This is a genomic window from Rhizobium sp. 007 (genome assembly GCF_015353075.1).
Lineage (GTDB): Bacteria > Pseudomonadota > Alphaproteobacteria > Rhizobiales > Rhizobiaceae > Rhizobium.
In genome coordinates this window covers 1334726-1347453 of record NZ_CP064187.1, presented here as the reverse complement: position 1 = coordinate 1347453, position 12728 = coordinate 1334726, and the positions used below count along the sequence as shown (strand labels likewise).

Sequence of the window (12728 nt, the reverse complement as noted above, 5' to 3'; positions counted from 1 at the left end):
TGCTTGTGCACCTGCGAAATTGTGGCATCCTGCAAGCGGATCAAAAGGGGGTGCCATGACCGCCAAGCTATACTTTATAGGTAGACCGCAACCAACACGCATGAACTGCCGGCAGATCGTTGATGCTGCCATGCTTGAATTGATCGAAAGGCTGCACTCACAAGGCCATGGACGAGCTGAGGTGGCCCTCGCCCTCGCCGACGCATCCGAAGACTACGTCATCAGGCTAGCGAGTGAGGCGGCTCACAGGGCCTAGACTAAGAGCGCTCCCCGCCAGGATCGGGCACAGGAACGGCCAGAGCAGCCCCTCGATCGTGGTTACGACCGGGTGGCGAGCGCTACGATGTCGGCGATGTCCGTTGAAGCAGAGGTTGAATACTCGACCTCAAGCTGCTCGACCTTCTCACGCTTGACTGTGCAGAGCCGGTTATGATCGGTGAAAGGCTGCCAGGATTGGAAAGCTCGAGGAAAGCGGCCTCGTAACTCGCGTTCACGATGGCGTCGGGGATTCAGTTATCCGACGTGACCATTTCCGGCGGGTGGTCATTCGTCACCGGCCGGCGAGCAGCACTCTTGAGCCTATCCTCAGCGAAGACCGCCCGCGCGATAGACGCGCACCGTGCTCATGTCCGGTTTTCCCACGTCGGATCCCAGATCGATCTAGATGCCTGTACGGGCGATACGAGCGTTCGGCAACAAGGTAGCCGTCATCGCGCCGGCGCGTTCCCGCGACGGTTACAGCGTCGGTAAAATTCATTGTGGACCCGAGGTTAGGGGCGTAGCCGGGCACTATCCCAATGGATAGCCTCGATATACACCCGCACGATTCATCTTTTGGTGGCGAAGTGCTTTTCTATCGATGCTTCAAGAAGGAGGAATTCCCCATGGAAGCCCACAGGTATAACGTTCATAAGAATCTCAACATCTATTGGTCGGTGTTCGATGAAGTCACCGGGCAGAAAGCCGTGATCAACGGATTTGTTATGGACATGCTCACAGCCGAGGAGGCCAAGGAGTTGGTCGGAGCATTGAACCGCGAGGTAGATCAAGAATTTCTTCTGGCTGCGTGACACCAATGACACCGAGCATCAGACTTCCACTTCCCTCACGCTCGCAAGCCAGACGTCGATCACTTCCTTAAACACCTCCGGTCCGAGCAGGATCTCGCCCTGATAGGGTTCGACGGTCGCGAGTTCCGGAGCATCATCGTCGTAAGAGATGGTGATATGCAGCTGTACTCGGCGTAATCCCAGCTCATGTTCGACGCGAACAGCTCTCCAAACCGCTTCAGCCGCGGGCCTCCCCGCGGGATTTTCACTTCGTCATCCCATGCAGAGCCCACATCGCCATCCAGTGCGTCCGGCTGTGGGAATCGTCACATGCAGGTCGTCGGCCGGCAACGTGGTTTCGAAACCCTGCCCCTTTGTCTACCGCATTAATGACCTTACGGCTGACATACAGCGACTGTGGAGCGGCGTCGGCGGTCTGGCGAGCGTTACCCCACCTGCCGAGGGCTTGTCGCACTCTGTGAGGATGCTGCGGCGGCAAGCTCTTGCTCAGACGCTCCTGTTCCTCGACCGCGGCATTCGAGCCCGGGCAGGACGCCATCCTCTACAAGCCGGTTCGTCAGACCTTCTACAGCCCCTTGGCACCCGACATAGAGGTTCGGCTTGCCGTACCATTCGGATCGGGGATCGCGGTCGATCTCTCCCGCCGTCATCCTCGGATTGGATATCCTCGGAATAGACGGCGGAAGGAAAACAGTGTTCCCTTCCTTGCCGCTGCAGAAGAATTTCGCCCTGGTTACGGGCCGTTTCTGTTCGCTCATGCGACTTCTCCTTATTTGCCCGAACCCGCCGGCGCGGATGGTGCTGGCCCCAGGACCGAAACAAATGGGCCTACTTCGCGTTTATCCTATAGGCGCCACTCCTTACGGGGCGCCAGAAAGGAGGATATCATGTCTTCCGAAATCTCTCACATGCCATACGACCGCCGCGCAGAAGCAGACGGCACGTGGACCGTTGTTGATGCCATCACTGGCCATCCTGCTACGATCGGGTACAAGCAGTTGGACGACCTGACGGGCAAGGATGCGTCCGAATTCATGGACATCCTCAACCGGAATACGGTTGGATCCACATGGCGTCGTCTCCCCAGATACGCAATCCAGGGACTTCCAGCACAGATAAGCGGCATTGATCTCGATCAGACATAGCCGCGGTCGCAGCATTGCTGATGGAATGAAAACCCGCCCACCGGGTAATGAACTGACCCCGAAAGTTGGACAACAACCTTCGGGGGTTTTTCATGTCCAAGCACAGCGAAGCTTTTAAGCGATCTGTTGTGGAGTTTTATCAGAAGGGTGAGCGAGGCACTCGCGGAGTAGGCCGGCATTTCGGCGTTGATCATGCCACGGTTCGTAAATGGGCGGCGAGTTACGCGGCGCACGGACCTTTACTTCAGGCGAAGAAATCCAGCCACTACGATACAGCTTCAGTTCTGCAGCGGATGTGGAAGGATGGTCTCTCCATGGTGGTTTCTGGTGCGGTCCAGCGTGGCAATGGCTCTTGTTTGCCCTACGGACGGCATGACATGGGCTTCCGGCGAACTCGTTCAACTCGCGGCTCCTGTTTCTTTTCTCCGGGATGGAACGATGTGGCGTGGCGGTGGATTAATTATGATCGATACCCCTACGATTGGAGCGCGGTCATGTTGGTGCACCGATGGAAGAAACCCCTCGTGCTGGGAGATCGCCGCATCCGCATTGTTGTCGGCTCCCCCGAGGAGGCCATGAACTGGCTTATTCACGAACCCAATCAAACGAGCGATAAATGGCGCCGTGCATGGCAAGCCTGCCGAGCCGCCATTGATGGTCGGATGGCAGCTGAGGACGCCAAGTCTGCGGTTCAGCTTGCGGTGGAGCGCTAAGTGACCTGCGAATTCATTCAGCTTCACCTGCCTTGGATCTTGCATTTCTCGCAGCCTGCCGGAGCTTCGTTACCGCGATGACCGCAGGCCGGACCTGCTGGGAAAACATCACGCAAGTGCTGGCCCGCGTCCACTCTTGGGTGATTTTCACAAGGTGATTGTTTTGAAAGCGGACACAAAGCCAATAGTTGGCTGAAACCTCATGCCGCAGCCCTTTCATTCCGCTGCATCCGCAAGGCTCTTCCCTGACACCAGATCGCAAGAGCACATGCCTCCGCAGCATTGTGGGCGAGCGTCCTCTGAGACGGGAGACGGATGCCGATGCGCTCGCATTCGGTCACGGCGGCGCTCTTCCAGTCCTTCTTGCCCTTGTTGTCCAGCGGCGGCTTGAAGTCTGGCCGTAGAACGCCTTGCGCCAAGTGCCAGGGGGAGCGTGCCTTAGGGAACGCCGAAATTGGCGATCGTCGAGACAATGGCCGTGGTCGCCACCCATGGATAAATGAGTGCGTCGGCGCTGGTGTTGCCGATCTTGGCGAGGGATTGCTCCTCCAGCACCACAAAATCAGGCTTGCCGTGCTCATATGAGGGCAGCCACCTTCAAGCCGATCCGGATGGAGATATGCGGCTGGTTCTCCGGCCAATCCCAGGATGCCCCGAGCTCGACCATGGCCCTATTTCAGTTCATTGGCCGTGATCAGCAGGGCCTTGTACTTGCCATCCGGTCCCATGCCATGCATCTGGCGCGGGCCTCCGACGTAGATCTCAAGCCGTGGCGACCAGCTTTCGCCCATCTCGAACCAATCAACCCCATCATCTCCGCTGCCGGTGGCACGCGGGCCAAAGATGGGTTCGTGTGCATTGAGCTGTTCTTCCGATACGTTCGTTAGATCGATGGTTTGGATACGTCCGCCGTCCTTGCCGGTGTGCTGAACGCTGGCGAGCGTGGAATGCATGTAAGGCGCTGCATCCTTCGCGATCGAGGCTGCAGCATCCCAATCCTTCTTATTGAAATGGACGCGCATCGCCTTCAGCATGACCTCCAGAGGCGTTAGACCTTCGGACGATGCCTTGTCCGCAATTGCCCGAGTTCGCTTGGCAGCGGCTCCTTTTGGGCGGCCAGCGCCGTTTCTCTTGCCACCTCGCGCCAACTTTGATTGCCTTTGATTTAATTCAATCTGAGGCCGATTCCCGCCAATGCCATCGATTAAAGACCTGAAAGAAATGATGAGTACGTCTTGGCCCGTTGCGCTTGGACTATTGTTCGCATCGTCCGGCATCTTGCTAGCCGACTACCTCGCCCTTTCTTATCTCGCATCGCTGCCAAATTGGCTTCCAGGCGCCGCCTTCATCGTCGCAATTTGCAGCGGCAGTGTGCTGGCTGTGTCAGTGGAAGTTGTGCAATTGGCATCTGCGCCGCTCGTCCGTAGACGTCGCCTTCAACGCCAAGCGACGCACATAGATGGCCTTCAAGATATTTCTGAGCCAGAGCAATGGCTTTTGGCTTGGGCCGTCGCTAATCGAACCTAAGTTTTCTCAGGGGACTATTTCAACGAGCACGTAAAGGCGCTCATCGCCCGTCGTTATCTTGCGGTCAAAGCCGGAAGCCACCTCACGAACAAAACCCCGCTACGCATTCCTGATCATATACGGGTGGCGCTTAAGGAAGAGCATCGCGATCAAGATTTGAATAAGCTTATTGGGGTCCGCCCCTTCGATCGCTGGTAGATTGTATCCTGCCGTGCTTTTCAGGACTTGCACAGCTAAACTTTGAGGATGTTCATGAGTGACGAAGACCGTGTCGGCCGCTTGGAAGGCGCATCAATCGAAGCCGCACAAGAGGGTCTTAAGGCGCTTCTAATCCTCAACGGCGGCGCTTGCATCGCTCTGCTTGGCTTCGTCGCGACCACAATCAGTCAACCAGAAGCCTCTGCAACCTACAGGCCGCTGATCAGAGGAATGATGAAATCGCTTGTTTCGTTCTCGGTCGGTGCTGGCCTGTCTGTTCTAACTTCAATGTTCGCCTACCTGACCAATCAAGCCTACGTAGCCGCCCTCGAGGGACCTGATAAGTATTCATGGGCAGCTGGGCAGTGGTGGAACAACGTTGCTGTGATGACTGCGCTGCTGTCTCTGGTCGCATTCTTCGTTGGCGTCAGCCTGATTTGGCAGTCTGCACCCGCCTGACGCAAAATCGTTCCTACCTATCAGTAAAGCCTTCGCGTTTCGCGATATGAGTTTCTACCAGAACATCCATATCAGCGCGGCGATTGCACAGAGGCACATCACCAGCAGCGCGCCGCGTTCGACCATCCCGCTCATCTCGGCCACCATGCCGAGATGGATGACAGTGCGAACATCATCGCCACCAGAGCGATATAGACGACCCATGCTGATACGTTGCGGACAGGACGAGGTAAGCGAGCCAGACGATCTTGCAGGCGATATGCAGGGCTTGGTCCTGGGCGAACGTCGTCTTGCCCCTCACCTTCGCCTCGTCGATCATCGCGTGTGCCATCCATTCGAGCAGACCTAGCCAGACGCTCCCTGTGACCACTGCCACGCCGGCGCCTTGGATGCCGGAATGTGCGATCAGGTGATAAACGCGCAGCGGGCCTGATTGTTTGGCGTCAGAGAGGAACTGACCCTGCAGCGGGTAATCGCATAGCCAATGGGCGCCGAGCAGAATCAGCGCCAGCATCATGAAATTCTCGATCATCGTCTCTCCACCTGTGGAGAAGTCGAATAACTGGAAAACCTCGTGCAAAGAGGTTCAGGTTGCTCCACTGCACTTGCGACTCGTACGCGTTCATCATCAACTGCTGATGCAACCCAAAAGGAAACGCACATGGCTAGATACGCTGTCTATTTGAGGCGCCCGGTTGAACAGGTCGGACATCTGACAATCGAAGACAATCGCTCGATGGCCGATTTGGCAAACACACTTCAGAGCGTCGGCTATATCCTCACAGAGGAGGTCACGACATTGGGTGGAAGACCGGCCAGAGCGAAGCAGTCAACTATATTCCTCCGCGACGTAAGCCGGATTCACCTAGAATAATGAAGAGCCTTTCATGCCGTGCGTTTTTCAGGACTGGCATGGTTTAACCTTGGGGGAATTGAATGAACTGGACCAATGACACCTGCCCCATATCAAATGAGCCAGCCCAAGAGGACCTATCGGGGATAGAAGACGTTGTCGAATTCCTCTGTCCCACCTGCGGCCGATTTCGGATCACGGGAACCGCCTTGGCGATGATCCTCCATAGAGAGCCAGACGCCAAAGCGTTCGCCCTTGCCCAAGCGAAGATGAAGGCAGAGGAAGGCGAAATCCCGACGGTCGACAGCTCTATGCTTTAATCCGGCTGACCCACTTCACGCCGTTAATGAAGCCCGACAGGCCCGGTGCGGCGGCGCGGGCTCTTCGCCCACGAGTGTAGCCATGGTCTTGTCGCCGGGGACAAGTCGGAGTCTCCGCTCCGTTCAGAATGGCTTGTTCAACCGGAGACTGCATCGATGACAATCGCCTATGGACAAACAGAACCTAACAACTACCTGTCCAAATAGCCCTCGAACGCAAGTCTATTGGAGGAACAAGTCATGAATCGAAACATGATCATTGGAATTGTAGTTGTGATAATCGTCATAATAGGTGTGATGGTGCTTATGCCAGGACGCGATCAACAAAGCGGGACTGAGACCACACCGCCTGCTAACCCCGCACCAACCACACCAGCTCCTTCAAACTGAAGCGGCTCGCGCTCCAAATGAAAAGCCCGCCGACCAGTTAAGGTGGCGGGCTGTGAGTAACCAGCCGGGGTGCGCCGAAGCGTGGCCGGTCTTGTTCTATGCCGCCTGCTTGCGGCGGGCTTCTCTGTGTCGGCGGCGCTCGTTCTGTTTGTCCGCCCAGCTGAACCCTGAAAGGTCCGTGTCGAAATAGCAGGCCATCGGCTTCGCCTCAGTCTCCCGCCAGTGTGCCGCGACTTCTGCGACGATGGCATACTTATCGCTGATTTCCGGGGTGCGAGGCAACACCCCGTAGAGGTCGATTTCGTTATGCTGCAACGGCTTGCGGCCCAAAGCTAACAAAATACGTGCGATTGCCGGGTCTTTTCTGCGCCTCCCGGTCTCTGGATGGATGCCAATAGCGAAGCACCATTCCTTGAAGATGCCATCTCCTGCCATGCAGTTCGACCAGTTCACGAGCGCGGATCGATCGCTGTCGTTCGGCACCAGCCGAAGCCATGACCGTGTCTCATCGGCCTCGCTCATCTCACGAGCCGAGACACGACGGCCGATGCCATCCCAGAAGTCCTTGCGCTCTTCGGCAAGGCGCTCGCTTCCCCAGCCGTTCTTGTCTGCCTGGGTATGGAGGTATTGCAAAGATTGGGCCTTGAGCGGCTTCGGCCCGACCCGCTCGCTCATCTGGTCGATCTCTGCCGCCCGGATAAAACGCTCTGCGATTTCGCCTTCGTTCATTTTTTCACCTTCGGGGGTTGAGGAAGATGCATCCAGTGTGTCGGTGGCCAATAATGTTCGCTGAAATGACCACACCCGACGTAGCCTTGTTTGTCTTCTGGCTGCCTATACCAGTCGACAGAGACAAATCCTTCATGATCGCCTTTCGGATCGCCCGTAAAACGGCCCAATAGAACCCTCGTTCCGTCCTTCGGTGCGGTATCGATCCGTAGCCAATCGCTCATGCCGTTCTCCTGTCGTCTAGAAGATCTGGCTGCACTGCCATCGCTCCGAAGTGCCGGCGCATTCGTTCATATACCATGCCGCCCAAGGCATGTCGTTTCGATATGACGCCGTCGAGATCGAGCGCCCAGAATTGTAGCCACCCGAGCGGCAGACCATCGAAGAAGGAGAACCAGGCAGAGACGTTATTCTCGACCAGATCGGGATAGTTCTTCGTCGCTGCCCTGACCATATCGCTAACTACCCACAGAGACGTCTCGTCAATGAACGCTTTGTTGTTGGCAGCGTCATGACCACGAAACGCGCGTGCGCCTCTCCCTGGCGGTTTCTGATGCGGTCTAGCGTGGCAATGGCTCTTGTCTGCCCCACGGACGGCATGACATGGGCCGGAACGACCTGAATTCCATATTCAGCGAAGATGCCAAGTGCTTCAGGATGTTCGGACGGATCTGTCATATGCCAGCCGCTTTCCAAAGAATTTCCTTCTGATCAGCTGGGATGCGGTGCTTACCGCGCGCCATCGGATGCTTAGGCGCTCCGCTTGATGTCATGCCCCAGCACCACAGGTCAGGGTATGGTCCTTCGCCTGACTGTATCTCCTCGACGACATGGTCGATCCAAAGATCATCCCACGCGATGGCGCCCCAGCAGACGAACACCTGATGCGCAGCACAGGCCTGCGGACCTCCGCCCCAGCGCCTGGTAAGCGTCAGCCGGTTCCGGCCGTGAAACTCAGCATCACGGTGCATCTCGAAGCCGAAGAGGTCCGTCATTCGCTCCCCTTCGGCCGATGGGCTCGGTTCATATGATGCCAGCAGTAAAGCTCGCCGCCGGTCGCATCAGCGCAAAACAGAAAGGGCGAGCCGTTATTCAACGGCCAACGGCATTGATGAACGCCGAGATCATGAAGCTCCTTGCCGTTGGCGATTCGCTCTTCATCGCTGACGTGGATCTGCAGCAGCGGGGATGTTCCGGCCTCGAATTCCTCTGCCTCACGTCTTGCGGCCTCCATGCGGGCTTTGTGCAGGTTCTTCGTGTGGATTCGGCGACCGTCGTTGCTGCCCGTCACCGGGGCGATGTGTGGCTTTGCCTGCCGTTTCCTGCCGCCGCCTCGCTTGCCGACCGGCTGATTGTCACGTCCCCGCGGCTCGAACAAATCCCTGTGGCGATGGATATGACCGGAGACAGCGCACCGGGATATTCCGATGCGATCCGCAATCTGCCCGGCGGATAGCCCGCTGTTCCAGAGTTTCGCCATGGCTTCGACATCGATCTTCCGGCCTCTGGTGGGTTTGGTGGAGATGTTCATGCCGTAACCTCTTGCGCCCAACCTCGACAGTCTTCCCGCCGCCCCGGAATAATTTCTCCGCAGCCTTCTTCGCCACGCTCTTCTTGCTGCCGCCCATGGAGGAGATGCCGGTGATCGGGCTGTTGAGGTATTTCAGGAACTCGGCATTCGCGGCCTTGAGCGCCTCGGCTACCGTCTCGAAGATGATGTCGTGGCCGGCCGTCGCGAAGGACTCGGTTCTCGGCGTCATGCACACGGCGATAATAGGCGATCCAGCCGTGGCCGCGCTTCATTGCTCCTGCTGCGAAACAGTTGGTCATACGTCTAATCCTTCATTCAAACCAAAAGCGACATTGGTGCCGATCTTCCATGGAACATTTGCCCCTCCAGGAAGGTTCGACGCCGTAAAAACCGGGGAATTCAGATGGCTGTCATCAGGGTTGATTTCGGGGTCACTTGGAGTGCGCCAGTCCATGTGCGCGTCGGAAATGGCATCCGACAGGAGATCTCTGGGCCGGATACTGCATTGGAATGCTTGAACCACCGTTGGCCCGAAAAGCGGTGCGAGCTTTACGCACAGGCGAGGCAACTGTGTTTGGCTGCCGTGTGCATGCATGGGAGTCTTGAACTCGCGAGACAGGCTTTTGTAAACGCTGCCGCGGATGCAAAAATGCTGGCTTAGTACGATGAAGCCGCCGCCGACGGGTATGGCTCCGAGTGCGAACTCGTTCATGCTGACCTCGCCTTGGATCTAGCCTGCTTGACGGCGTGTTTGAGCTTCGCGACCGCCATCATTGCCGGCTTCACCTCCGGTTCCGCTTGGTCGTATGCAAAGCCAAAGCGGCCACTGAGATGCGGCACAACTTCGCGCGAGATCAGTTCCCAGTTCGATGGGTCGCAGTTCGTCTTATCTCCGTCGAGGCACTTCAAGACATGCCCTTCAGGGATGGGACCGTTGGCCTTCTCCCAAAGCCATCGGTGCTTATGAACGGACCTCGTCTTCGCACCGGTCCAAGGGTTTTCTTCATCGACGATGGTGTCCGCGGCATGCGTGAACATCGTACCTTCGCGGTATAGTCCAAGAGTGTCAAAGACCACCGTATGTGGGTATGGTGCGCGCGCAAAAGATCCAGGCATCTGGCTGACGATGAGCGCTTCCGGATAAATGGCGCGCAAATATGGAACGGGAGTTTCCCACAGAAGAACGCAATCGACAGCCGTAGGCAGCTTATCCCTCAGCGTTTCTGCTAACTTATCGAAGTAGAGAAGCCGAAGATCAACCCGGTTCATTTCATCGCCATCATCGGCGGCGTTGCGATTAATGCGTTTGCGCTCGGCGGCGTTTGGTTCAACCTCGGCAACACCATCGACGACATGCAGAAAACACAGGCGGAGTTGGGAGAGCGCTTTGACCGGGAAGCTGCCGACCGCAAGGACCGTCAGAAGACCTATCAGACGACACTCGACGGCATGAACAACCAGATCGGCCAGATCGCGCCGCTGCAGTTCCAGCAGTCCCGCATGATCGAGCAGATCACCGAGAACAAGACGGCTGTCGCCGAAACGAACAAGCGGATCGATCGCGTCGTGGAATCGTTCGGCGGCAAGCTGGATACGGCGATCGAGAGCATCAACAAGGTCGCTACCCGCGTCGAGGTGTTGAGCAGCAAGCTCGACGATGCCCAGGATCGAACGAACAAGACCATGTGGAAGACGCCGATCGTCCGGCCTTAATGTATAGCCCGGGACAGCTCCTCGAGGCCTTAACAAGGCGGACTCACCCTTGCTCCTTACGAACTGGGAAGTCGGGCATGCCGAAGTGAAATCTCAAGAAAACTGCTGCCGAGAAGGACGATCTGGAAATGCCGGAAACGGGCCGCCGCGTGTCTCCGTATCCGAGTTCCACCAAAGAAAAGCCTTGCAGCACGGGCCGTTTCACATATGCCTCAGAGCCCATATTCGGCGCTGATAGACAATCTGGCGGCATCTGGAGTGGATAGCCTGGTTTCCTGGTCCAGCCTTCCGATACGCGCCTGGAGAACAGCTTCAACGGGACGAGATCGATTTCGATTTTCTGTGTCATGGTCACAATCCTCGGCGGTCTACCTCTCGAAGTGCCGCACGTCATGCTGATCCATTTGTGAGGCCGATCGGGGGAAACGGCCTCGCGGGACGATGTACCCTGACCATAACAGTACGGCTCCCGACCTGACTATTGGCCGGGAGGACGGATCGGATATCAATGAGGAGGGGATGACCTATACGCGGGTCTATGTGCTTTGAACACGCTCCACGACCTCGTCCGGCGCGACTTCGGCGTGCAAACCGAGGCTACGAAGACGCGCTTTGAAAAGTGTCGATGTGCAGAGGATTTACGACGAGGGCTCGCCCAAAGGTTAGAATAGCGAGCCCGGGTCCGCACCTCGTGCCACAGGGAACCTTCAAAACCCTGCCACACTCGAACCCATGGTCTTTGAGTCCCGCTAGCAGAATGCCAGACAGCGCAGCCCGGGCAAACTAGCCCAAAAGGCGTAGTACGGTTTCGGACGGTTTACGAAGAAAAAGGCCCTGCTGCTAAGGAGGGTGCGTGCAGGGCTAGGCCGCCAGCGTGGACTGGCTGGATGCGCGGCGTCTGGAATGGCCGTCAGATGCGGCCGGGATGATGACATACCACGCAATCCACTGCTTTAACGAACGAAACAGCAACAGCGTTCCTGTCCGGTAGCGTACGGTCAGACGACGCTGAAGAATCAACCGGCAATCTGATGCGCGGGCGAGGCTAGCCCAAAAAGCCTAAGAGCAACGCACTAAGAAGCGCTAATGCCATTGCCATCCCTATCAGTATCCACACGCCGCATCCCCGTTTCGGGGGCTTTCCGGAATATCGATCGGGATCACCCATTATGCGTCCCTCCCAAAATCTTCGCTGGATAGGACAGCCGCCGCAGAGTGGGAGACCGGTCATATGGTAGGGCGGCCTATTCGCCGATCAAGGATCGCTCACCGTCATGCGGCGCCAGGCCGCGATAGTTCAGCGGCTGATGTCCCCGGCAATACCAGAGCGCGTGATCGTCTTGCTCTCCTCGAAGCCGTAATCGCCCCATTCCGTACAGCGGATGCCGTTGGCGTCCTCATGGTCGCAGTAGTGATTCTCGTGGATGTTCGCGGCCGGCGCCGATCTGTGCCCGTCGTTCAGGATGTCCGTCCCCTCGGCGTTTCAACAACTACCACCGGGTTCTCCCGCTTCATTGTCATGCGCGTGGCGTTTTGCGGCCGGCATGAACATCGCCAATCATCAAGTTAATTTCGGTGCTGAGCGTTCAACTGTGTTAGATTACTTCAGAGGCGAAATATTGACCGTTCTTTAAAGATCGACCTTCGAAATAGTTGGATATGTCGCCTATGGTCCAAAGCCCGTCCGTCGGTGGAGGCCATTAATTTCCGCAAACACGGCATTGAGCGGTTTCGCGATAACACAAATGAGGAGGAAAATAATGGCCGATTTTAGAGACCGCAAAAAGGGAATGGAAGACCAATACTTCCAGGACTCCGAGAGGACCATCAAGCTCAAATCTCGTCACGACAGGCTTTTGGCGAAGTGGATCGCGGGCCTCATTGGTCGGGATGACGTTGCAGGTTACGCCGATGAAATCACTGATGCCCGCTTCAAAGGTGGTGGGGACGCTGGAGTTCTCTTGAAAGCTCTCTCTGATCTTCAAGCGGCAGGTCACAGTATCAGCGAGCAGGACGTCGCAGCAAAGATGCGCGAATTTATGGTCGAGGCCGCTGAACAGCTTTAAGCACGGCCATGCGT

At 57.0% G+C, this 12728-nt stretch carries 18 protein-coding genes and 1 pseudogene; 9 read left to right on the top strand and 10 right to left on the bottom strand.

The window, feature by feature from the left end:
- Nucleotides 1-226 precede the first annotated feature (226 nt).
- Nucleotides 227-524, bottom strand: a pseudogene (locus tag ISN39_RS37845) (DnaT-like ssDNA-binding protein); the annotation flags it as partial.
- A gap of 273 nt (nucleotides 525-797) precedes the next feature.
- On the opposite strand from ISN39_RS37845, the gene ISN39_RS06805 reads away from it, so the two are divergent.
- Nucleotides 798-1070, top strand: a complete 273-nt coding sequence (locus ISN39_RS06805) for a hypothetical protein (RefSeq protein WP_348651967.1) — start codon at nucleotides 798-800, stop codon at nucleotides 1068-1070.
- Between the two features lie 425 nt (nucleotides 1071-1495).
- On the opposite strand, the gene ISN39_RS06800 is transcribed toward ISN39_RS06805, so the two are convergent.
- The gene (locus ISN39_RS06800; protein ID WP_194729547.1) at nucleotides 1496-1828 is read right to left on the bottom strand and encodes a hypothetical protein; all 333 of its coding nucleotides are present in this window, start codon (nucleotides 1826-1828) and stop codon (nucleotides 1496-1498) included.
- 129 nt (nucleotides 1829-1957) lie between these two features.
- Here ISN39_RS06800 and ISN39_RS06795 point away from each other — a divergent pair, with 129 nt between their 5' ends.
- A complete protein-coding gene (locus ISN39_RS06795; protein WP_194729546.1) occupies nucleotides 1958-2215 on the top strand; it encodes a hypothetical protein in 258 nt (85 codons plus the stop codon).
- A gap of 92 nt (nucleotides 2216-2307) precedes the next feature.
- Nucleotides 2308-2928, top strand: coding sequence for a DUF982 domain-containing protein (locus ISN39_RS36160; protein WP_246763296.1), 621 nt, complete (start codon nucleotides 2308-2310; stop codon nucleotides 2926-2928).
- Nucleotides 2929-3599: 671 nt separating this feature from the next.
- On the opposite strand, the gene ISN39_RS36155 is transcribed toward ISN39_RS36160, so the two are convergent.
- Nucleotides 3600-4205 (bottom strand): hypothetical protein, encoded by a 606-nt coding sequence (locus ISN39_RS36155; protein WP_246763295.1) that lies wholly within the window; start codon nucleotides 4203-4205, stop codon nucleotides 3600-3602.
- Between the two features lie 502 nt (nucleotides 4206-4707).
- Here ISN39_RS36155 and ISN39_RS06780 point away from each other — a divergent pair.
- Entirely contained in the window at nucleotides 4708-5112 is a 405-nt protein-coding gene (locus ISN39_RS06780) for a hypothetical protein (RefSeq protein ID WP_194729545.1), read from the top strand.
- Nucleotides 5113-5284: 172 nt separating this feature from the next.
- Here the strand turns inward: ISN39_RS06780 and ISN39_RS06775 are convergent, their stop codons facing one another.
- Nucleotides 5285-5644 carry a DUF3307 domain-containing protein gene (locus ISN39_RS06775; protein ID WP_246763294.1) on the bottom strand — a complete coding sequence of 120 codons (360 nt, stop codon included), beginning with the start codon at nucleotides 5642-5644 and terminating at the stop codon, nucleotides 5285-5287.
- 404 nt (nucleotides 5645-6048) lie between these two features.
- Between ISN39_RS06775 and ISN39_RS06770 the strand changes: the two genes are divergently transcribed.
- A complete protein-coding gene (locus tag ISN39_RS06770; RefSeq protein WP_246763293.1) occupies nucleotides 6049-6285 on the top strand; it encodes a hypothetical protein in 237 nt (78 codons plus the stop codon).
- A gap of 486 nt (nucleotides 6286-6771) precedes the next feature.
- Here ISN39_RS06770 and ISN39_RS06765 read toward each other — a convergent pair whose 3' ends face one another.
- The 4 genes from ISN39_RS06765 to ISN39_RS06750 all read right to left on the bottom strand — a co-directional run bounded on the left by ISN39_RS06765 (nucleotide 6772) and on the right by ISN39_RS06750 (nucleotide 8399).
- Nucleotides 6772-7404, bottom strand: a complete 633-nt coding sequence (locus ISN39_RS06765) for a hypothetical protein (protein WP_194729544.1) — start codon at nucleotides 7402-7404, stop codon at nucleotides 6772-6774.
- Nucleotides 7401-7628, bottom strand: a complete 228-nt coding sequence (locus ISN39_RS06760) for a DUF551 domain-containing protein (RefSeq protein ID WP_194729543.1) — start codon at nucleotides 7626-7628, stop codon at nucleotides 7401-7403. The genes ISN39_RS06765 and ISN39_RS06760 overlap by 4 nt, the downstream gene beginning before the upstream one ends.
- The gene (locus ISN39_RS06755) at nucleotides 7625-7858 is read right to left on the bottom strand and encodes a hypothetical protein (RefSeq protein WP_246763292.1); all 234 of its coding nucleotides are present in this window, start codon (nucleotides 7856-7858) and stop codon (nucleotides 7625-7627) included. The genes ISN39_RS06760 and ISN39_RS06755 overlap by 4 nt, the downstream gene beginning before the upstream one ends.
- Before the next feature lie 220 nt (nucleotides 7859-8078).
- Nucleotides 8079-8399, bottom strand: coding sequence for a hypothetical protein (locus tag ISN39_RS06750; RefSeq protein ID WP_194729542.1), 321 nt, complete (start codon nucleotides 8397-8399; stop codon nucleotides 8079-8081).
- Between the two features lie 116 nt (nucleotides 8400-8515).
- Here ISN39_RS06750 and ISN39_RS36150 point away from each other — a divergent pair, with 116 nt between their 5' ends.
- Both ISN39_RS36150 and ISN39_RS06740 read left to right on the top strand, forming a co-directional pair.
- On the top strand, nucleotides 8516-8860 hold the full coding sequence (locus tag ISN39_RS36150) for a hypothetical protein (RefSeq protein ID WP_246763291.1): 345 nt from the start codon (nucleotides 8516-8518) through the stop codon (nucleotides 8858-8860).
- Nucleotides 8861-9338: 478 nt separating this feature from the next.
- Nucleotides 9339-9596, top strand: coding sequence for a DUF982 domain-containing protein (locus ISN39_RS06740; protein ID WP_194729540.1), 258 nt, complete (start codon nucleotides 9339-9341; stop codon nucleotides 9594-9596).
- A gap of 47 nt (nucleotides 9597-9643) precedes the next feature.
- On the opposite strand, the gene ISN39_RS06735 is transcribed toward ISN39_RS06740, so the two are convergent.
- Nucleotides 9644-10204 (bottom strand): HNH endonuclease signature motif containing protein, encoded by a 561-nt coding sequence (locus ISN39_RS06735; RefSeq protein WP_194729539.1) that lies wholly within the window; start codon nucleotides 10202-10204, stop codon nucleotides 9644-9646.
- Nucleotides 10205-10288: 84 nt separating this feature from the next.
- Between ISN39_RS06735 and ISN39_RS06730 the strand changes: the two genes are divergently transcribed.
- On the top strand, nucleotides 10289-10648 hold the full coding sequence (locus tag ISN39_RS06730; protein ID WP_194729538.1) for a hypothetical protein: 360 nt from the start codon (nucleotides 10289-10291) through the stop codon (nucleotides 10646-10648).
- 43 nt (nucleotides 10649-10691) lie between these two features.
- On the opposite strand, the gene ISN39_RS06725 is transcribed toward ISN39_RS06730, so the two are convergent.
- Nucleotides 10692-10997: a hypothetical protein gene (locus ISN39_RS06725; RefSeq protein ID WP_194729537.1), complete on the bottom strand. Its 306-nt coding sequence runs from the start codon at nucleotides 10995-10997 to the stop codon at nucleotides 10692-10694.
- A 1411-nt stretch (nucleotides 10998-12408) separates the two neighbouring features.
- On the opposite strand from ISN39_RS06725, the gene ISN39_RS06720 reads away from it, so the two are divergent.
- Complete coding sequence (locus ISN39_RS06720) at nucleotides 12409-12714, top strand: ATPase inhibitor subunit zeta (protein ID WP_194729536.1); 306 nt, start codon at nucleotides 12409-12411, stop codon at nucleotides 12712-12714.
- Nucleotides 12715-12728: the final 14 nt, after the last annotated feature.